Here is an 18975-nt window from a genome sequence, read left to right on the forward strand (position 1 = left end):
ATATGGGTTGCCTTGGTGATCGACTGTCACTCGTCGAAGCCTCGCTACTTCAACCGCCAAATCGCGCGGCCAACCAACACGGCGACGCCGATCCCCAACAACCACGGCAGCGCGATCAGCGGGTAGGCCAACCACGACCACGGCGACGATTCGTACGACACGCCGTAGGCCATCCCGTACGCCACGAACGCCGTTGGGTAGCAGGCCCCGCAGAAGGCGATGAGCGCGGCGACCAGGCTCAGCGGCGCCGCAAACCAGGCCCCAAGCCGACGCGCGGTCCGCTGCGCCGGCGACGGGTCTGCGCGGGGCGACTCGTACGGGTTGCTCCGTTGCTCGCGCGTCGACTCGTCGTCTGGTCTCATCGCCGGACCTCGCAGTGAGTCATCGGATTCATTGCCTTCAACGGCGTCGCGAGTTCTCTACCCGATCTCTAGCGATCGCTCTGTTTGCGTCGCCAGCGACAAGCGGCCACCCCGACTGCAATCCACGCCCCAATGATCGCCGTCGCAACGCTCACAGTAGACCAGGATCCCTCCGTATTATCCATCACAGTAGCGACCAGCTGCCAAGAGGCTAACAACGCGGCTGGGATCGCAACGCACAACGCCAAGGCTTGCCAGGATGGTCCCTCCGGCGGCAGCAACTCGCCTCGATCTTGAATCTCGTTCGAGGGAACCGGAAGTTCCCCAGCTACCCCGGGAGCGGGCGACGATGTAGCGTCTGGCGCCCGCTCGTCCTCGGAGCTAATTGCCCTGCGCCAGCGATGCCGGACCCACCGGCTACCAACCACCAAGGTGACCAACACCGTCCCCAGCCCTCCGCCGATTAGCACCAGCGGCGCAGCAGACGAGGAATTGGAGCAGGCCATGCCAACCGCCACTACGACCGACACAAACAACCCAAGTGCGGCGCCGCCAAGAATGACGGCGGTTACGATCGCAGACCCAAAAAGCATCGCTACCTTCTGGCCACGCGATGTCGGAATGCCGCGGCGCCGCCGCTCATGAAAAACTCGCAGTGACCGCACTGCAACTGGAACGGCCAGCACGGTAGCGGCGATGCCAGCGCCACGTGAGTGCCACCATGCCCCAGCAACCACCACCGCCATCCCCAGCACTAGCAGCCAATCGAACGCCGCCAGGTCGTCCTCTGCATCTTCCTGACTGGCTGGAGACTGGTACGGGTTGTCGCTTGAATCCGACACGCGTTTCACTGGGGCAGCGACTGAAAGATGTGTGGCCCACTCCGCTCCCATTCGCGCGCTCGTCGAGCGTTGCGTAGCCGATTCAGTCGTAGATCGGGCAGAACGTGTTGAAGAGGTCCTCGCAGAACGCGCCGGGGTCGTTGAAGCGGCGGTTCTCGTTGAGCGCCGTGATCCGCTGCATCTGGTCGGCGGACAGCTCGAAGTCGAACAACGCGATGTTCTCCTCCAGGCGGTCGAGGCTCGAAGTCTTGGGGATCACGGCCGTGCCGCGCTGCACGCCCCACCGCAGCAGCACCTGGGCCGGGGTCTTGCTGTGCCGGGCGGCGATCTCCTTGACCGTGCCGTGGGTCAGCAGCGACTCGTCCTCCGCGGCCCTGCCCGACGACACGTACGACGGCGCGCCCAGCGGGCTGAACCCGGTGACCGTGACGTCCCGCTCGCGGGCGAAGCGGACCAGCCGCTCCTGGGTCAGCAGCGGGTGCAGCTCGACCTGCAGCACGTCGGGCCGCACGCGGGCGTAGTTCAGCAGGTCGTGCAGCATGGCCGTGCCGTAGTTGCAGACGCCGATGTGCTTGGCGAGCCCGGCGTCGACCAGCTCCTCCATCGCCCGCCAGGTCTCGTGCAGGGGCGTGGGGTCGAACTCCATGGCCGGCTCGTCGGCGTTGGGCTCGAAGAACCAGCCGGGCGGGTACCGCTTCTCGAACGGCACGAACCGCAGCGAGATCGGGAAGTGGATCAAGTACAGGTCAAGGTAGTCGAGCCGCAGGTCGGAGAGCGTGCGCTCGATCGCCGGCCGCACGTTCTGCGGCGCGTGGTAGGTGTTCCACAGCTTGGAGGTGACCCACAGGTCTTCCCGCCGGCACAGGCCGTCGGTGACGGCCTGCTCGAGCGCGGCGCCCGCCGCGGGCTCGTTGCCGTAGTCGCACGCGCTGTCGAAGTGGCGGTAACCGAGCTCGATCGCCCGGCGGGCAATCGGGCCGACCTTCTCGTTCTCAAGCTTCCAGAGCCCGAGCCCCAGGGACGGAAGCTCGCCGCCGCTTGCCGTGGTGAAGGTTTCAACCGCCATGACTCGTTCCGTGTGGTTGTAGTGCGAGGGAGCGTCGCTGCTGCTATTAGACCAGATCGGCGGCCGGGCACCACTGCTCCGAGGCCGACACCTAGGCAAGAGTCCGACGCTGCCGCCACGCGCTGAGGCATCGCAGGCCAGTAGCCCCCGGCCCTGCCGGGGGATGAACCTGTCGCTGCGATTGGCTGCAAAGCAATCCCCCGGCAGAGCCGGGGGCTACGGGTCGAAGCGCGGGCGAACGCAATTGGCAGTACCCGACTACGTGTACCGCACGCCTTGGTGCTCTTCTTCGAAGAAGGCCGGCAACAGGCCGTCGACGCGCAGCAGGCCCGCGCGGGTCAGCTCGATGCGGTCGCCCTCGACGGAGAGCCAGTCGTTCTCGGCGAACTCCTTCCAGGCGGGCGCCCACATCTGCAGGATCTCGGCGTCGAACTTGTCGCGGAAGTAGCCCGCGTCGAGCCAGCCCTTCTTGAGCTGCAGGATCATCTCGCGGATGAGCGCCTGGTGGGGCGTGATGCGGAGCGCGCGGTTGAGTGGCATCTTCCCCTCCTCGAGCGCGCCGCAGTAGTCCTCCCACTCCGGCTGGTTCTGGTAATGCACGCCCGACACGTGGCCGAAGCTGGCGATGCCGGTGGCCAACAGGTCGGAGCCGCGCCACAGGTTGTCGCGGTAGCTGAACTTCACGTCCGGCGACTTCACCATGGTGTACGCGCTGGACACGCTGTAGCCCTGCTCGGCGAACTGGTCGAACGCCCAGTCCACCCACTCGCGCTTGAGCGGCCAGTCGGCGACCGGCGTTTCGATCTGGCCGCCGAGGATGTCCTTGGAGTAGACCGTGTTGAACGGCAGCTCCATCTGGTAGATCGTGACGCTGTCCGGCGCCATGTCGAGCGCCTTCTTCACCGCGTCACGCCAGGTCTCCCAGGTCTCGCCGACCATGCCGGCGATGAGGTCGATGTTGACGCTGTCGAAGCCAGCGGCCTGGATCCAGGGGTAGACCTTGTAGACCTCGGCCGACAGGTGCGCACGGCCGTTGGCCTCGAGGATCTCGTCGGTGAAGTGCTCGACGCCCAGGCTCAGCCGCGTGACGCCGATCTCACGGAGCGTGCCGACCTTGGCCTCGCTGAGGGTGCCGGGCTCGCACTCGAAGGTGACCTCCTCGGCCAGCGACCAGTCGATGTTCGCCCGCAGCCGGTCGACCAGCCGGTGGAGCTGCCGGCTGGACAGGTACGACGGCGTGCCGCCGCCGAAGTAGACGAACCGGAACGGCCGCCCACCCATCACGGGCTGCTGGCTGACCAGCTCGATCTCGCGCGACAGCGCGGCCAGGTACCGCTCGATGTTCTCAGCGTTCTTGTCGGTGAACACCTTGAAGTAGCAGAACTTGCACCGCTTGCGGCAGAACGGGATGTGCAGGTAGAGCCCCAGCGGCACGTCGGCCGGCGGCGCGGCCATCGCCTGCTCGATCTCAGCCAGGTGGTCGGTCGACCACTGCGAGAACGGCGGGTAGTTGCTGATGAAGTAGCTGCCGACGTCGGTTTTGGTGGATTCTGGCATAGGTCCATTCTAACGGCAGAGCGATGTGCGTGTTACCTGCCCGGGGGCCGCAATCACCAACGAGCGGCGCCGGCCGTACTCCCCTGCCCGACAACGGAGGGGTAATAGATCGCCTGACGGCGAACGCTAGCGGTTTTTATTGCTTCTTCCCGAAGCAGTACAGCCGGCCGTCGTCGTTGGTGATCAGCAGTCGGCCGTCGACCGCGGCGGCGCCGGACAGGAACTTGCCGCCGGCGTTGTACTGCCAGGTCTCCTCCCCGTTGGCCAGGTCCAGCAGCAGCAGGCGGCCGCGGCTGGTGCCGATCACCACCCGGTCGCCGACGATGATGGGCGAGGCCTCGACGCGGCTGCGGGTGGGGGTCTCCCACAGGGGTTCGCCGGTGGCCGGGTTGAGGGCGAACACGGTCTTGGCCTCATTGGCGAACACGATCGCCTGCTCGGAGGCCGCCGCCGCGGTGCGGATGCCGGACGCGCGGCGGGGGTTGTTGAACTGCCAGGCCTCGGCGAGCCGCCCCTTGGCGTTCACGGCCAGGAAGGCGCCCCCCTCGGTCCCGAAGAACGACCGCCCGCCCGACGCGGCTGCGGAGTTGCCGGTCTGCGAACCGATGTCAACGCTGCTGACCTCCTTGCCGGTCGACGCGTCGATGGCGTGAAGCTTGGCGTCGCAGCCGGCCAGCAGGATGCGTCCCTCGGCGATGGTCGGCGAGCACCGCAGCGGCGCGTCGATCGTGAACCGCCACCGCTCCTCGCCCGACTCCATGTCGAAGGCGACCAGCAGCCCGCCCTCGGTGGTGACCAGCGCCAGGCCCCCGGCGATGGTGGGGCCGGCGTTCACCTCGTTCTCTGCGTCGGCGGTCCACAGCTCGCCGCCGTCCTTGGTCGACAGGCACCGGACGATGCCGTCCAGGTCCGCAACCACCACCCGCTCGCCCTCGACCGCGGCGGCGGCGATGAAGATCGCGTCCTCGAACTCTTGTGACCAGAGCTTCGACCCGTCGGCCAGCTTCACGGCGTAGAACGTGCCGCCGGCGTCGCCCAGGTAGGCCACCCCACCGGCGGTGACGGGCGTCACCTCCAGCGCGTTGCCGGCCTTAAACTCCCACAGCAGCTCCGGCTCGGCCGGCAGCTTGGTGGCGGCCACGCCGGCGCCGGCGGCGTCGCCGCGTTCGAAGGGCCAGTCTCCGGCGACCGCGGAAACCGCGGCCAGCGTCAGCGCGGCACTGCAGAGCCAGGACAGGCGGAAGGTGCGGGCGGCGGTCATGTTGAATGGCCTGGGTCGGGGGGTGATCAGTACGCGGCTTCGTAGAGCCGGCGGAAGTCGTCGGCGGTCATCTCGACCGGGTTGAAGTTGCCGGTCCACTGCGTGGCGGCCTGGGTGGCGAGCTCGGGCAGCTTCTCGCGGTCGACGCCGAGCTCCGACAGCGTCGGCTTGAGCCCGGCCTCTTCCAGCAGGCTGAACAGGAACGCCTCGAGCTCAAGCTCGCCCGACGCGTAGAGCGGCGCCTCTTCCGGGGTGATCTCCCCGCCGAGCGACTGGTAGGCCGCCCGCGCCGAGTCGGACTCGGCGGCGTTGTGCGACACCACGTGCGGCAGCATCATGCCGACCGCCTGGCCGTGCACGATGCCGTAGGCGGCGGTGAGCGGGTTGGCCAGCGCGTGCGCGGCGCCCAGCATCGAGTTCTCAATGGCAAAACCAGCGAAGCAGGCGCCCTGCTGCATCAGGCCGCGGGCGGCGAGGTCGGCCGGGTCAGAGAGCACGCGGGGGAACCCCTGCGACAGGAGCCGCCACGCCTCGCGGCTGAACGCGAGCGACAGCTGGTTGCGTTTCTTGGTGACCAGGGTCTCGATGGTGTGCGCGATGGCGTCGATGCCCGTCAGCGCGGTGACGCTGGCCGGCTGGGTGAGCGTGAGCTCGGGGTCGAGCAACGCCAGGCGGAACGCGGCCCGCTTGTCGCCACAGGCCATCTTGGCGTGGGTCTGCGCGTCGGAGATCAGCGCGAACGACTGGGCCTCGCTGCCGGTGCCGGAAGTGGTCGGCACGGCGACCATCGGCAGCATGTCGGCGGTCGCCTTGCCGACGCCCCAGTACCGCTGCATGGGCGGTCCGCAGGAGTGGACGAAGTTGATCCCCTTCGCGCAGTCCATGCTGCTGCCGCCGCCGATCGCTACGATCACGTCGGGCCGGTAATCCTCTGCGACCGCCACGCCGGCCTCGACGTTGTCGGTGGTGGGGTTCTCCTGCACGCCGTCAAAGACGAGCGTTTCGAGCCCGGCCGCCAGCAGATGATTCACGCCGCGCTGCGTGTGCCCCGCCTGGATGATGCCGGGGTCGGAAACCACCATCGCCCGCTTCAGCCCCAGCCCGGCGACCAGTTCGCCCAGCTCCTTGATGCGGCCGGCGCCGAAGACAATCCGTGTCGGGCAGTGGAAGTCGAAGGGGAGCATGCGGGCGTAGGGAGGTATTTGGGGAGAGGTTAGTCGCGATGCCTTAGCGCAGCGGAGGCGGGCCGTTAAGTCCCCTCCCCCACTGGGGGAGGGTTAGGGTGGGGGCGCCCCGAAACACGGTCAACCAACACTCTAGCAATCGCTTCAAGCACCGCGTCGGTGTCGTCCGTTACGTCGGTGTTCCAGTAGCGAAGCACCTGATACCCGCGGGACTCCAGATACTGAGTACGACGCTGGTCGCGTTGTCGTTCGGCTTCGGTGTTGTGCCCTCCACCGTCGAGCTCGACAACGACCTGGCGCTCGCTGCACTCGAAGTCGACTACAAACGGCCCAACCGCGAACTGGCGCCGGAACCGGCAGTCACAGAGCTGCCGCTTTCGCAGCCTGCTCCAAAGCTGTCGTTCAGCCTCGGTTTGGTTGCTCCGCAGCGCTCGGGCGAATGCGCGTTGGTCGTTGGATTGGTACATCGGCTAAGCCAACCCTGGTTCACCCCCACCCCGGCCCTCCCCCAAAGGGGGAGGGAGTAGACCGCTCGCCCCGCTGCGCGGGACGTCGCGGCCAACTACCAACCACAACCAGCACCGCCCTACCCTACCTGCACCGCGCGGTTGCGGTACAGGAACTCGATCAGGTTCCCCTCGTGCGGCTGCAGCCAGTCGACTTGGGGGGTGGGGATCGGGCCGAGGTTCAGGCGGTCGATGTCGGTGCAGTCGATCAGGTCGGCGCGGAACGACTCGTCGTTGGTGATCGCGGTGCCGATCAGCGTCGTGCCGATGGCGTCTAGCATCTTCTCCTGCGGGCACTCGACCACGCTGACCGCCGGGAACATATACTCCTTGTTGGCGGCGGGCGCGTCGGGGCTGTCGCAGTGCAGCACCACCGGGCGGAGGTACGCGACCGGGTCCTTCTCCACCAGGCGGTCACCGTAGGCCTCGGTCATGTGCGTGGTTTGCGGGTCGTTGATGTCGGCCTCGATCGCTCCCCAGATGGCTGGCGCCGCGCCGGGGATGGTGAACGCGGCGAGCTGCGACTGCGGGTCGTCGGGCGGCAGCACCTCGACCGGGCCGAGCCGCTCCGCCAGCGCCTGGGCGATTTCACGCGTGTGCCGCGAGGCGTAGATGCTGCTGCAGTTGATGCAGCTGCGGCCGCCATTCTTCAGCACGCTGTCGACCATCAGGTCGATGTGCTGCTCCCACTGGTCGACGCAGTCGTCGCCGAAGAGGATCTTGCTGTAGCCCGGGCCGTGCGGCTGCACGCGGGGGTTCCCCTCGTACTGCGCGATGGTCTGGGGGCCGCCGAAGATCATGCTGCGGCGGCAGCTGGCCAGGATGGCGCCGCCGATCTCGGCGCCGGCGCCGGGGTACAAACAGAACGCCTCCCTGGGAATGCCGGCCTGGACCATAGCGGAGTAAACCCGGTACGGCGTCCAGGGTTCCGAAGATCCCGGCTTCAGCACCAGGCCCATCTGCAGCGCGATCACCGGCAGCCACAGCGTGTGCACGCCCGGCGAGTTGCTCGGCAGCACGGCGCCCAGCGCGTCGCACTGCGCGGCGTAGCTGACGGTCACCCCGCGGCCCTCCTCGCCGTAGCCGCGGGCCAGGATGTTCAGGTCCAGGCCGCGGGTCAGGCAGTCCAGGATCCGCTCCATGTTCTTCAGCACGAACGCGTTCTTCGTGACGTTCGCCTCGCACATGCTGACCGGCATGCCGGTGGTGGCGGACTGCTGCTGCACAAAGTCGGCGGGCGTCTGCTGCGAGTCGCCCACGGCCAGCGTGCCCGACTCAAACAGCTCGCCCGCCTCGGCGCACCTGGCGATCAGCTCGGCCGGCGACATCGCCTGCAGCGCCCGGCGGGCGTGCTTGGCCTTCTTGGCGTCTCGGCGGACGATGCCGGAGCCGACCGTGTGGACCTTGGCGATCGGCTCGCCGGTGTAGAAGTGCGAGACCTGGTCAACGTCGAGAGACTCGTAGGGCTCGCCCCAACGGATAGCTGGCAGCTCGATCATCTGGGAACCGGTAAGAGGCGGGAGAACAGTGAGGGCCGCCCCTGCGCTGGGGCGCAGCCACATTCTACCGGCATCCTAGGCGGGGCGAAACACTCCGCCAAGCTGGCCGCGGCCGCCCGACGCCTACCGTACGCCAGCTTACCGAAGTGTGCTGCCGATCATGGTGCGGGCCTGCTGCTCGGACTGGTCGCCCGGCTTGGCGTGGATCACCAAGAAGTAGTTGTACTGCGACGACGGCGTCGGCAGCTGGAAGTAGTCCTGGAAGCTGACGCCTTCGCGGCGGGTCTTCATCAGGAACCGCACCCCCGATACGCTCTTGCGGCCGATGGTCATCCGCGTGGTGTTGCGGCTCAGGTCGGACACCTCCGGGAGCCCCTCGTAGAACTCGGCCATGTGGTCCGCCAGGAAGTTGAGCGTGGTGCCCTTCGCCTTGCGGTGGATGGTGATCTGGCAGGTCCTGCCCTTGAGCATCCACGAAGCGGACGTCGGGGCGCCCTCGCTTGCGCTGTTGAGCACCGTGAAGCCCGTCGGATAGCTAAACGAGAAGTTGTCCACGTGCAGACGCTGAGCGGGCTGCAGCTCGACCTTCACTGGGACCGACCGCCCGTTCACCTGGATATTGCTGCTCACGCCCTCGACCAGCACGTGCTTCGTGCGGCCGATGGTCAGCTCCACCTCCGACGGCGCGGCCTCGTAGCCACTCGCCTGGGCGCTCGGCGCACACGCGGTAGTCAGGCTGATACAAAGCATCTGGAGCAGGCGTCGCCGCATCGGTGTCCCTTTCAATTCTCGGCCCGGGTGGTCAACGCAAAGCTAGCCCGCCGACGGAAAGTCGCATGACCAAACTGGGTGTTTGCCGATCAACGCAACCGGGCCTCGGCCGGAACAGCCGGCGCCGCCGGTTTGGTTGTTAACACCCGCAGGTGCTACGATGCGGGCTGCCCCCTACCGCCGCGAGGCCTCGGAGCTATGCAGAACGGGTTTTCACTTAAGTGGCTGCTGTTGGGCGTTACTTATGCGGCGCTGGCAGCGGCCGCCTGCAGCCAGCAGGGCAAGCTCTGGGAGCAGTTCCTGTGGCTGCTCACCGGACTGGTCACAGCCTACGCGGTGCTGGCGGCTTGTCTGCTGGCGGGCCGCGCACGGGCGATGGCGCTCGGGTTCTCGCTGTTCGCGTTGTCTTACGGCGCGGCTTTGTGGTGGTTCCCGGCGATGTCGCCGGTCACGTTTGTGGCCTACGCGCGGGGCTTCGACGACCCGGCCGGCCAGGACATGACCGAGCGGGCCCAGTCACGCCGACTGAGCATGGCGTACGAGCTGCGGATCGCCCTGCAGGCGGCGAACGAAGAGTACCGCGAGCGGGCAAAGCGTCAGTCCGAAGCGCTCAAGCTGCGCGAGGACTTCTACGCGCGGCTCGAGGCGCTAGAGGGCTCGGCCAACGCGATCGGCATCGCCGGCATAGGGCTGCTGGGGCTGGTGCTCGCCGCGCGGCTCACAGCAACGGGCAGCCCCACGCGGCCCACGGAGGAGGAGTCGCGTCACCCGCTGGACGACGCCGAGCCGGAGTCAGACTGACGTCGACTACCGCTCGCCGATTGGCACCACGGTCCGCTCCAGCGGCCCGGTGTACACCTGACGCGGGCGGCAGATCTTCTTGCCGGGGCTCTGCCGCATCTCCAGCCAGTGGGCGATCCAGCCCGGCAGGCGGCCGATGGCGAACATCACGGTGAACATCTCGACCGGGATGCCGATAGCGCGGTAGATGACGCCGGAGTAGAAGTCGACGTTGGGGTAGAGCTTGCGCTCTATGAAGTACTCGTCGGACAGCGCGGTGTCGGCCAGCTGCTTGGCGACGTCGAACATCGGGTCCTCGATGCCGCGCTTGGCCAGCAGCTTCTCGCAGCTCGCCTTGATGATGCGGGCGCGGGGGTCGAAGTTCTTGTAGACGCGGTGGCCGAAGCCCATCAGGCGGAAGTTGTTGGCCTTGTCCTTCGCCATGTCGACGTACTTCTTGACGTCGCCCCCGTCGGCCACGATGCGGTCCAGCATCGCGACGCAGGCCTCGTTGGCGCCGCCGTGCAGCGGGCCCCACAGGGCGCAGATGCCGGCCGAGATGCTGGCGAACAGGTTGGCGTCGGAGCTGCCTACCATCCGGACGGTGCTGGTGCTGCAGTTCTGCTCGTGGTCGGCGTGCACGATCAACAGCAGGTTGAGCGCCTCGACGAAGTCGGGGTCGATCTCGTACGGCTCGCTGGGAACCGAGAACATCATCTGCAGGAAGTTCTCGCAGTACGACAGCGAGTTGTCCGGGTAGACGAACGGCTGGCCGATCGACTTCTTGTGCGAGTAGGCCGCGATGGTCGGGATCTTGGCCAGCAGCCGGTGGATGGTGGTGTCGACCACCTGCGGGTCGGTCAGGCTGACGAGGTCCTGGTAGAACGTGGAGAGCGCGCCGACCACCGAGCTGAGGATGGCCATCGGGTGCGCGTCGCGCGGGAAGCCGTCGTAGAAGATCCGCAGGTCCTCGTGCAGCAGCGAGTGCCGACGCAGCGAGTTGCGGAAGTCTTCCAGCTGCGCGACGGTCGGCAGCTCGCCGTAGATCAGCAGGTACGCGACCTCGACGAAGTCGCACTTGGCGGCCAGGTCCTCGATCGGGTAGCCCCGGTACCGCAGGATGCCCTGCTCGCCGTCCAGGAAGGTGATGTCGCTGGTCGTTGAGCCGGTGTTGACGTAGCCCTCGTCCAGAGTGACCAGCCCCGTCTGCTTCCGCAGCGCAGAGATGTCGAGCGCCTCTTCGCCCTCGGTCCCTCGGATCAGGGGCAGGTCAATCTCTTGTTCGCTGACGGTCAGCCGACCTACCTCACCCATCGACAACTCCTTCGCTGTGTCGCCTTATTTGTCGCTCTAGTATCTGCTCCGCGCCCGCGGCGGCCGCCAGGGCCGACGCCGCGGAGCGGGTAGTGTAACCCGTTTGGTGGCTGATCAGCAATCGTCCAGACCGCCGCCCCGCGCCGCATTCCGCCTGTCTACGACGTCTGCGCAAGGGTTTTCGCACGGCTGTGGGGGTTGCTCCGGCCCGCTGAAGAGACGCCACACACCGGCGGCGGGGCCGGGCCTCAACGGCGCGCCCGGGGCATCGCTGCCCAGCGGACGCGCCGTATCGTGGCCAAGTGGCAAAGCCGCCTAATCGTTGCTCCCGGCCGGCGGCCCGGCGGCGCCCGCCGACTCAGAATGAGGCGGATTCTCCAGCCGGGGCGCCGGTTGCGCCGATTAGCTCCGTCCGCAACGCGTCTTACGCCGCCCGCCGAGCACGAGGCGCCACGCCCAACCGGCCGCGGGACACGTAGGCAACCGTGCGGCAGTACACGCACGGCAGCTCCACCCGCATGCCGCAGCCGGGGCAACGCAGGTAGACCGGCTGGCCCCCGTCAGGGTCGCCGTCGGCTACGCCTGACCGGCGGACGCCGGTCGCAACCGCGTCGACCGCCCACCGGCTCACGCCCACCTGCCTGGCGATCGCCCGCCGCGACAGGCGGCCCTCGCCAAGCAGATCCTCAATCTCCGAAACCACGGGATAAGGCAGCATCTCCCCCCCTGCTGTGAAAGTCCCACTCGGACAAACCAACCACCGCCCACAACCGCTACCCCTCATCGCGTCCCTCGTCGCGTTCTTCGAGCCCCGGCCCATCGGCGCCCAACAGGCGATGCCACGGCTGCGCTGACAATCTGCGGAGCGCGGCGGCCGGCGCCGCAGTAGTCACAACTGATAGGCAACGCACCGCCACGCCGGTCATTCAGCACAGCCCAAACACTGAACTAACGTTCACCAACCAGGCGCCAGCCTAACATTTACGGCGGCCGATTTCTAGCAACAAACCCAAGAAATAAAGCCACTTTTGTGCGGCAGGAGCGAGGCTTTGCAGTCTGCAAGCTGGGCGGGGAGGAGACGGTGACAGTGAGGGGGCTTTGCGGGATGTGGAGGCTTTAACGGCGCCCGCGGCGCACCTCACCCGCTGCTGGCCCGCTTGTCGATGAACGACCAACAGTATGGATTGCCAGCGATTGCCGCATGGAGGCTGCGCGACCCATCCCTACGGAGCCGCCCGTGTCGTACCACATCCTGCAATCGATTCTCGGCGCCGCGTTCTTGGCGGTGTGGTCGTTCATTGCAGTCACGATGCTGCGCGACAAACTGTCGGAGGCCCGCCGCAAGCGGCTCTCGAGCCAGCCGACCGCGCCGCCCGCCCCTAAGTACAGCAAGCGTCGCCGGCGGCGGCGCGACCGCGACCAGGCGGTCGCCGGGGCGTAGCGGGTGGAGAACTCGCGCCGCGCTACAGCTGGGCGTGGGTCGAGCCCTGTGAGTCGAGGCGTTCGAGCGCCTCGTTGAACATCCGGTAGAGCTGTGGCTCGAGCTGCTCGAGCTCGATCAGGTCGTCGGCCGCCAGGAACTGGCCGGCCGCCTCGCGGGCCTGGTCCCAGTACTCCATGCCGACAAACGCAACGGTCAGTCCGGCGGCCGCAAAGCGACGCACGTAGGGGTCGGAATCGCCGGCCATGTCGTACAGGCGGAGGCAGACGTCGCGCGCCTCCTCGTAGCGGCCCTGCCCCAGATACAAACGCGCCAGCCCCTGGTCGGCCATCATCTCGTGGCGGACGTCGAGGTCTTCGGAGAAGTAGGTCTTCACTGCTTTCCAGGCCGCCTCGGTGTCGACCTGCTTGGCGAAGTAGAGCTGGCTGAGCACGTCGTCGCGTTCTTCGATCAGCGTGCGCTCGCTGGACAACAGCGGCGCGGGCTGGGTCGCCATGCCGACCAGTCCGCCGGCCATCAGCAGCGCGGCCACCACCGCCACGCGACGCCCCCAGGGCGAGCGGCCCAGCGACAGCGCGCTGGCCTGCTTCATCAGCTGGTCCAGCTCCTGGGTCGCGGCGTGCCCGTCGCGGAGCACGCTCAGGTCCACCGCGGTCCAGTGCTCGGGCCCGTCGGCCCAGCCCTCGTCGGCGGCCTGCCGCGCCAGCTCGCGCAGGTCGGCCAGCAGGTCGGCCGGCGTTTGGTAGCGGTGGCCCGGCTCCTTGGCCATCAGCTTCTCGACCACCTGCGACAGCCGGACAGGCATGTCGGGCTCGGTGTCGGCCAGCGGCGTGGCGCGGTTGTTGAGGTGCTGCACCGCCACGGCGAGCGGCGTTTCGCCGCGGAAGGGCGCCTCGCCCGACAGCAAGTGGTACGCCGTGACGCCTAACGAGTAGAGGTCGCTCCGCGCGTCGACCGGGCGGCCCTCGATCTGCTCGGGGCTCATGTACAGCGGCGTGCCCATCGTGACGCCCACCTGGGTGAGCTGCTGTTCGGTCGGCGTCGAGACGCGCGCCAGGCCGAAGTCGGCGACCTTCAGCTCGCCGCTCTGGGTCAGCATCAGGTTCTCGGGCTTGATGTCGCGGTGCACGACGCCCACCTCCTGGGCGCGGTGCAGCGCGGCGGCGCTCTGCCGCAGGATGTCCAGCACCACGCCGGGCTGCAGCCGGCCCTGCTGCTGGACCAGCTCGCCCAGGTTCTTGCCGGATACGTATTCCTGCGCAATGAAGTGGGCGTCGCCGGAGCGGCCCACCTCGTACACCTGCACGATGTTGGCGTGCACCAGCTTGGCGGCCGAGCGGGCCTCGTGCTGGAACCGGCTGACGTACGTGGCGTCCGACGCCAGGTCCGACTTGAGGATCTTCAGCGCGATCTGCCGCCCCAGCGACTGCTGCTCCGCCAGGTATACGTCGGCCATCGCGCCGCGGCCGAGCCGCCGCAGCACCAGGTAGTCGCCGATCTGCTGGCCGGTGTAGTCTTGCAAAGAACGGCGGGCGGGGGATGGGAGGGGCGACGGGCCAGAGTCCGCGGCTGCTTCTACGCGGTTTCAGCCGCGGAGGTTCACGCTCTGGAGCACCCGCGACGCGGCTTCCGACTTATTCAGTACATAATAATGGATGCCGGGCACGCCCTGATCCAGCAATTCAACCGTCTGCCGGGTGGCGATTTCTACACCGGCCTCAAACTGGGAGTCGGGGTCCTCGCCGGCCGCCTCGAGGCGATCGACCAGCTCCGCGGGCAGCCGTGCGCCGCACAAGGCGGTGATCCGCTTGATCTGGGCCGTGTTGGTGATCGGCAGCAGCCCGGGCACGATGGGGGCCTCGATGCCGGCCCGCCGGCAGTCGTCGCGGAAGCGGAAGAAGTCCTGGTTGTCGTAGAACAGCTGGGTGATGACGGCGTCGGCCCCGGCGTCGACCTTCCGCTTGAGGTTCTCCAGGTCCGCCTCGCGGCTGGGGGCCTCCTGGTGGACCTCCGGGTAGCCGGCCACCGCGATGCCCAGCGTGGGGAACTCGCCGCGGATCATCGCCACCAGCTCGTTGGCGTACGCGAAGCCGCCGGCGGTCTGGCGGAACTGCTCCTCCCCCTTGGGCGGGTCGCCCCTCAGGGCCACAACATTCTGGACTCCCGCCGCAACCGCGTCCGATAAGTAGGAGCGGAGCTGGTCGGCCGTGCTCCCGACACAGGTGAGGTGCGTGGCCACCGGCACGTCGAAGTCCTGGTGGACCCGCGAGACGATCTGCAGCGTCTTGTCCTGGGTCGATCCGCCGGCCCCGTAGGTGCACGTGACGAAGCTCGGCCGGAACTCCATCAACCGCGCGACGTGCTTCAGCAGGGCGGCGTCGCCCTGGTCGGTCTTAGGAGGGAAGAGCTCGAAGGAGAGCGCAACTCTGTCGGGTCCGTAGGCCGCGGCGATGGTCATCGTCTGCTAAGCATCCTCGTTGTGAGTGGCGGCGCCGGGCGGGGCGCCGGTGGGCGTCCGCGGATTATATCAGTCGCCTGGCCCCTCAGGCAGTGGAGGCGTCGCAACCCCGACAACCGGCGGAGCAGGCGCCAACCCGCCCCCGATTGGCGCCCCGACCACGCCGCGCGGGCGCGTCGGGCGTTGTAGCCTGTCGGTAGACGACAGACCCAGGAGGCCCGACGAACACGTGTCTACCACGATCCTGATCACCGGACTCGCGCTGGGCGCCCTGCAGCTTATCGCTGGGGTCGCTATCGGGCGATGGACCGCTACGCCCCGCCGCGCGCTCCGCGCCGCCGGCGAGGACCGCCGCCGCGCCAGGCGTCTGGCCGGCGAGCTGCAGACGCTCACGGCCGACCTGTCCGCGCAGGCGCGGGCCCAGGGCGAGCAGCTCTCCCGCGTCGACGAGCGTCTGCAGTCCGAGGCCGCGTCGCTGGACGCCGACTCCGCCGAGCACCCGCTGACGTCGCTGGTGAGCGGCGTGGTCCGCGAGATGCTGCGGGCCAACCAGTCGCTGCAGGAGCGGCTGGCCTCCGCCGAGCTGGAGCTCGAGGCCCGCACCGCCGAGGTCGCCGAGCACCTGCAGACCGCCATGACGGACCCGCTCACCGGTTTGCCAAACCGCCGCGCGCTGGACGACCACCTCAACGTCCGCGCCGACGCGTGGCGGAAGCACCAAACGCCGTTCTCGGTGGTGATGGTGGACGTCGACCACTTCAAGCAATTCAACGACACCCACGGGCACGCGGCGGGGGACCAGGCGCTGCGGTCCATCGGCGCCGCCCTGCGCGGGGCGCTTCGTCACCACGACGTTGTCGCGCGGTACGGCGGCGAGGAGTTCGCCGTGGTGCTGCCGCACACCGACCTGTCGACCGCGCACGCCGCGGTCCGCAAGACGATCGACGCGGTCCGCTCGACCGTGGTCGAGGTGCACGGCGAGACCATCCCCGTGACCGCCAGCGTCGGCCTCGCCAGCGTCCGACCGTCGGAGCGGCTCGAGTCGCTCATGCGGCGCGCCGACCAGGCCCTGTACGCCGCCAAGCAGGCCGGCCGTGATCGGGCCTGGCTGCACGACGGGCACGACCTATCCCCCCTGGAGCACCGCGTCGGGTCGACGGAGAGTCCCCCCGGGCCGGGCGGCGGGCTCCGCGGGATCAGCCCCGACCTCCAGCAGGCGTGCTCGGCCCTGTCCAGCAGCATGACAGCCCTGCTGGAACCCGAGACGGGGACCCACGCCCCCTAGCCTCAGGGTCCTTCCCATCCGACCCGAATCGATTACGCTTACAGTCGACCGGCGGCAGGGAACCCGTGTTTTTTACCCCCCAACCGCCCGGCCTGCGAGAGTTGGATCGCAGCACGTTGCTTCCCCGCGGGGAAGGTACTTAGCCTAGGCGGCTATCAACTTCCGAAACTGAGAGGGATCGTTATGAGTCGTGCTGAAGCCGCAGAGCCCAACGTGGAGCGCGTCAACTGGACCGAGGTCACCCCAGAAACCCTCTACGCGAAGCTGACGACCGTCGCTCGCAACCTCTGGTGGAGCTGGCACCCGGAAGTCGTCTCGCTGTTCCGAGACCTCGACCCCGTCCGCTGGCGCCAGCTCGATCACAACCCGATCGCGCTCTTGTCGGAGATGACCCCGCAGCAGGTCGCCGACCGCGCGAACGAGATGGTCCTCTACACCCGCATCAACCAGGCCCACCGCCGGTTGAAGGAGTACCTGTCGGACACCACGCACACCTGGGGCGCCCGCCACGCCGGCGTGCTGGGCGCCAAGCCGGTGGCCTACTTCTCCGCCGAGTTCGGCATCCACGAGTGCGTGCCGATCTACTCCGGCGGCCTGGGCGTGCTGTCCGGCGACCACATCAAGAGCGCCAGCGGGCTGGGCGTGCCGCTGGTGGCCATCGGCCTGTTCTACGACCAGGGCTACTTCCGCCAGCACCTCGACGGCGACGGCTACCAGCAAGAAGAGTACGTCGACACCCGCGTTGAGAACCTGCCGATGGAGCAGGCGGTCGGCGAGGACGGCGAGCACATCACCGTCAAGATCGACACCCGCGACGGCGCCCTCCTGGCCAAGGTCTGGCTGATGCGGGTCGGCCGCATCAACCTGTACCTGCTCGACTGCGACGTCGAGGGCAACAGCCCCCAGGACCGCCAGCTCACCTCCCGCCTGTACGGCGGCGACCAGCGGACCCGCATCCGCCAGGAGATGGTCCTCGGCGTTGGCGGCGTGAAGGCGCTGCGGGCGTTGGGCATCGACGCCGGCGTGTACCACCTGAACGAGGGCCACAGCGCGTTCGCGCCGCTGGAGGTGATCCGCGGCGTCATGGAGCACGACGGCCTGTCCTTCGACGACGCGCTGCGTGAGGTGGCCCAGATGACCACCTTCACCACGCACACGCCGGTCCCCGCCGGCCACGACCGCTTCGACGCGGCCCTGATCGAGGAGCACCTCGGCCCGCTCCGCGACTCGCTCGGCATCTCGCACGAGCAGCTGATGGGCCTCGGCCGGGTCGAGCCGCAGAACGAGCAAGAGACCTTCTGCATGACCGTTATCGGCCTGAAGCTCTCGCGCAAGGCCAACGCGGTCAGCTCGCTGCACGGCAAGGTGTCGCGCCGCATGTGGGCCCACCTCTGGCCCTGGCGGGTGGAGGAAGAAGTCCCCATCGGCCACATCACCAACGGCGTGCACATGGCGAGCTGGCTGGCCCAGCCGATGCGTCAGCTGTACGACAAGATCCTGCCGGCCGACTGGGGCTTCCACCAGGGCGACACCCAGGCCTGGCAGAACATCTACAACGTCGACCGCGGCGAGCTGTGGGAGACCCACAACGCCCTCAAGAGCCGGCTGCTGGAGTTCGTCCGCCGCCGCCTCAGCCGCCAGTGCCGCCGCCGCAACGAGGACGAGTCCCGCGTCGACGCCGCCCGCACCGCGCTGGACCCCAGCGCGCTGACCATCGGTTTCGCGCGGCGGTTCGCCACCTACAAGCGGGCGGACCTGTTCCTGCGGCAGCTCGACGCGATCTCCGAGCTGATCAACGACGCCAACCGCCCGGTGCAGTTCATCTTCTCAGGCAAGGCCCACCCGGCCGACGAGGGGGGCAAGAGCTTCATCAAGCGGATCGCCAACCTGCGGAACGACCCGCGCTTCGCCGGCCGCATCGTGTTTGTCGAGGACTACGACATCAACGTCGCACGCCACCTGGTGCAGGGCGTTGACGTCTGGCTCAACAACCCCCGCCGTCCGCTGGAGGCCTCCGGCACCAGCGGCATGAAGGCCGTGCTCAACGGCGGCCTGAACTGCTCCATCCTGGACGGCTGGTGGGCCGAGGCCTACAACGGCCAGAACGGCTTCGCCATCGGCAAGGGCACGCAGCACGTCGACGACCACATCACCGACGAGCGTGACGCCGAGGACCTGTTCGCAGTCCTCCGCGACGAGGTGATCCCGCTCTACTACGACCGCGACACCGACGGCCTGCCCCACGCCTGGCTGGAGTTCATGATCGACTCCATCGTGACCCTCGCCGCCCGGTTCAGCGCCCACCGCATGGTGATCGACTACGTGCGTCACAGCTACGTGCCGGCCGCCGGCGGCCTGTCGAGTGACATGTCCGTGCGGTAACGCCGCCGCGACAACCTAGAAACCCGCAACGCCCCGCCCGGCCCCGCCGAGCGGGGCGTTGCTCTTGCGCGGCCGCCCAGCCCCCTGCCGTGAGCTAGCAGCTGCTCCCCGCTAAAGAAAAATCTTGACGCAATGATCTTGCCGGTTTGTCCTACCGATCATATACATCGATTAACCGCGTGGGGCATGGACTACCGGCCCGCTTGACAGCGGGCCCCCCCGGCGGGAATGTCGTACAGGAGTTGCGACAATGGCTGCTAAGCCCGT

16 protein-coding genes are annotated in these 18975 nt (G+C 68.1%); 4 read left to right on the forward strand and 12 right to left on the reverse strand.

Going from position 1 to position 18975, the window contains the following annotated elements; translation table 11 throughout:
* Window positions 1-44: 44 nt before the first annotated feature.
* The 8 genes from KOR34_RS17000 to KOR34_RS17035 form a co-directional block, all read right to left on the reverse strand.
* Window positions 45-362 (reverse strand): phage holin family protein, encoded by a 318-nt coding sequence (locus KOR34_RS17000; RefSeq protein WP_146566378.1) that lies wholly within the window; start codon window positions 360-362, stop codon window positions 45-47.
* Window positions 363-1286: 924 nt separating this feature from the next.
* Window positions 1287-2270, reverse strand: coding sequence for an aldo/keto reductase (locus KOR34_RS17005; RefSeq protein ID WP_146566380.1), 984 nt, complete (start codon window positions 2268-2270; stop codon window positions 1287-1289).
* A 258-nt stretch (window positions 2271-2528) separates the two neighbouring features.
* The gene (locus KOR34_RS17010; RefSeq protein ID WP_146566383.1) at window positions 2529-3827 is read right to left on the reverse strand and encodes a coproporphyrinogen-III oxidase family protein; all 1299 of its coding nucleotides are present in this window, start codon (window positions 3825-3827) and stop codon (window positions 2529-2531) included.
* 136 nt (window positions 3828-3963) lie between these two features.
* The gene (locus KOR34_RS17015; RefSeq protein WP_146566385.1) at window positions 3964-5088 is read right to left on the reverse strand and encodes an outer membrane protein assembly factor BamB family protein; all 1125 of its coding nucleotides are present in this window, start codon (window positions 5086-5088) and stop codon (window positions 3964-3966) included.
* A gap of 26 nt (window positions 5089-5114) precedes the next feature.
* Window positions 5115-6272: an iron-containing alcohol dehydrogenase gene (locus KOR34_RS17020; protein ID WP_146566387.1), complete on the reverse strand. Its 1158-nt coding sequence runs from the start codon at window positions 6270-6272 to the stop codon at window positions 5115-5117.
* Window positions 6273-6337: 65 nt separating this feature from the next.
* A complete protein-coding gene (locus KOR34_RS27510) occupies window positions 6338-6739 on the reverse strand; it encodes an endonuclease domain-containing protein (protein WP_146566389.1) in 402 nt (133 codons plus the stop codon).
* A 119-nt stretch (window positions 6740-6858) separates the two neighbouring features.
* Complete coding sequence (locus tag KOR34_RS17030) at window positions 6859-8277, reverse strand: aldehyde dehydrogenase family protein (protein WP_146566391.1); 1419 nt, start codon at window positions 8275-8277, stop codon at window positions 6859-6861.
* 138 nt (window positions 8278-8415) lie between these two features.
* Complete coding sequence (locus KOR34_RS17035; RefSeq protein WP_146566393.1) at window positions 8416-9048, reverse strand: hypothetical protein; 633 nt, start codon at window positions 9046-9048, stop codon at window positions 8416-8418.
* A gap of 198 nt (window positions 9049-9246) precedes the next feature.
* Here KOR34_RS17035 and KOR34_RS17040 point away from each other — a divergent pair, with 198 nt between their 5' ends.
* Entirely contained in the window at window positions 9247-9849 is a 603-nt protein-coding gene (locus tag KOR34_RS17040) for a hypothetical protein (RefSeq protein ID WP_146566394.1), read from the forward strand.
* Window positions 9850-9855: 6 nt separating this feature from the next.
* On the opposite strand, the gene KOR34_RS17045 is transcribed toward KOR34_RS17040, so the two are convergent.
* Together KOR34_RS17045 and KOR34_RS17050 are read right to left on the reverse strand one after the other, a co-directional pair.
* Window positions 9856-11142 carry a citrate synthase gene (locus KOR34_RS17045; RefSeq protein WP_146566396.1) on the reverse strand — a complete coding sequence of 429 codons (1287 nt, stop codon included), beginning with the start codon at window positions 11140-11142 and terminating at the stop codon, window positions 9856-9858.
* A gap of 424 nt (window positions 11143-11566) precedes the next feature.
* Window positions 11567-11860, reverse strand: a complete 294-nt coding sequence (locus KOR34_RS17050; RefSeq protein ID WP_146566398.1) for a hypothetical protein — start codon at window positions 11858-11860, stop codon at window positions 11567-11569.
* Window positions 11861-12379: 519 nt separating this feature from the next.
* Here KOR34_RS17050 and KOR34_RS17055 point away from each other — a divergent pair.
* On the forward strand, window positions 12380-12583 hold the full coding sequence (locus KOR34_RS17055) for a hypothetical protein (RefSeq protein WP_146566400.1): 204 nt from the start codon (window positions 12380-12382) through the stop codon (window positions 12581-12583).
* A gap of 22 nt (window positions 12584-12605) precedes the next feature.
* Here the strand turns inward: KOR34_RS17055 and KOR34_RS17060 are convergent, their stop codons facing one another.
* Both KOR34_RS17060 and metF read right to left on the reverse strand, forming a co-directional pair.
* Window positions 12606-14105: a serine/threonine-protein kinase gene (locus KOR34_RS17060; protein WP_146566401.1), complete on the reverse strand. Its 1500-nt coding sequence runs from the start codon at window positions 14103-14105 to the stop codon at window positions 12606-12608.
* A gap of 63 nt (window positions 14106-14168) precedes the next feature.
* Window positions 14169-15041 (reverse strand): methylenetetrahydrofolate reductase [NAD(P)H], encoded by an 873-nt coding sequence (gene metF / locus KOR34_RS17065; protein WP_146566403.1) that lies wholly within the window; start codon window positions 15039-15041, stop codon window positions 14169-14171.
* A 229-nt stretch (window positions 15042-15270) separates the two neighbouring features.
* Here metF and KOR34_RS17070 point away from each other — a divergent pair, with 229 nt between their 5' ends.
* Together KOR34_RS17070 and glgP are read left to right on the forward strand one after the other, a co-directional pair.
* Window positions 15271-16326, forward strand: coding sequence for a GGDEF domain-containing protein (locus tag KOR34_RS17070; protein WP_146566405.1), 1056 nt, complete (start codon window positions 15271-15273; stop codon window positions 16324-16326).
* A 183-nt stretch (window positions 16327-16509) separates the two neighbouring features.
* Window positions 16510-18708 carry an alpha-glucan family phosphorylase gene (gene glgP / locus KOR34_RS17075; RefSeq protein WP_146566407.1) on the forward strand — a complete coding sequence of 733 codons (2199 nt, stop codon included), beginning with the start codon at window positions 16510-16512 and terminating at the stop codon, window positions 18706-18708.
* The last annotated feature ends 267 nt before the right edge of the window (window positions 18709-18975 follow it).

Origin of the sequence: Posidoniimonas corsicana (genome assembly GCF_007859765.1) — a bacterium.
In the GTDB taxonomy this organism is placed as follows: domain Bacteria; phylum Planctomycetota; class Planctomycetia; order Pirellulales; family Lacipirellulaceae; genus Posidoniimonas; species Posidoniimonas corsicana.

What these genes read in the sequence shown, in the direction of transcription:
- KOR34_RS17000 (WP_146566378.1), bottom strand. Translation starts at nt 362, where the DNA reads ATGAGACCAGACGACGAGTCGACGCGCGAGCAACGGAGCAACCCGTAC.
- KOR34_RS17005 (WP_146566380.1), bottom strand. Translation starts at nt 2,270, where the DNA reads ATGGCGGTTGAAACCTTCACCACGGCAAGCGGCGGCGAGCTTCCGTCC.
- KOR34_RS17010 (WP_146566383.1), bottom strand. Translation starts at nt 3,827, where the DNA reads ATGCCAGAATCCACCAAAACCGACGTCGGCAGCTACTTCATCAGCAAC.
- KOR34_RS17015 (WP_146566385.1), bottom strand. Translation starts at nt 5,088, where the DNA reads ATGACCGCCGCCCGCACCTTCCGCCTGTCCTGGCTCTGCAGTGCCGCG.
- KOR34_RS17020 (WP_146566387.1), bottom strand. Translation starts at nt 6,272, where the DNA reads ATGCTCCCCTTCGACTTCCACTGCCCGACACGGATTGTCTTCGGCGCC.
- KOR34_RS27510 (WP_146566389.1), bottom strand. Translation starts at nt 6,739, where the DNA reads ATGTACCAATCCAACGACCAACGCGCATTCGCCCGAGCGCTGCGGAGC.
- KOR34_RS17030 (WP_146566391.1), bottom strand. Translation starts at nt 8,277, where the DNA reads ATGATCGAGCTGCCAGCTATCCGTTGGGGCGAGCCCTACGAGTCTCTC.
- KOR34_RS17035 (WP_146566393.1), bottom strand. Translation starts at nt 9,048, where the DNA reads ATGCGGCGACGCCTGCTCCAGATGCTTTGTATCAGCCTGACTACCGCG.
- KOR34_RS17040 (WP_146566394.1), top strand. Translation starts at nt 9,247, where the DNA reads ATGCAGAACGGGTTTTCACTTAAGTGGCTGCTGTTGGGCGTTACTTAT.
- KOR34_RS17045 (WP_146566396.1), bottom strand. Translation starts at nt 11,142, where the DNA reads ATGGGTGAGGTAGGTCGGCTGACCGTCAGCGAACAAGAGATTGACCTG.
- KOR34_RS17050 (WP_146566398.1), bottom strand. Translation starts at nt 11,860, where the DNA reads ATGCTGCCTTATCCCGTGGTTTCGGAGATTGAGGATCTGCTTGGCGAG.
- metF (WP_146566403.1), bottom strand. Translation starts at nt 15,041, where the DNA reads ATGACCATCGCCGCGGCCTACGGACCCGACAGAGTTGCGCTCTCCTTC.
- glgP (WP_146566407.1), top strand. Translation starts at nt 16,510, where the DNA reads ATGAGTCGTGCTGAAGCCGCAGAGCCCAACGTGGAGCGCGTCAACTGG.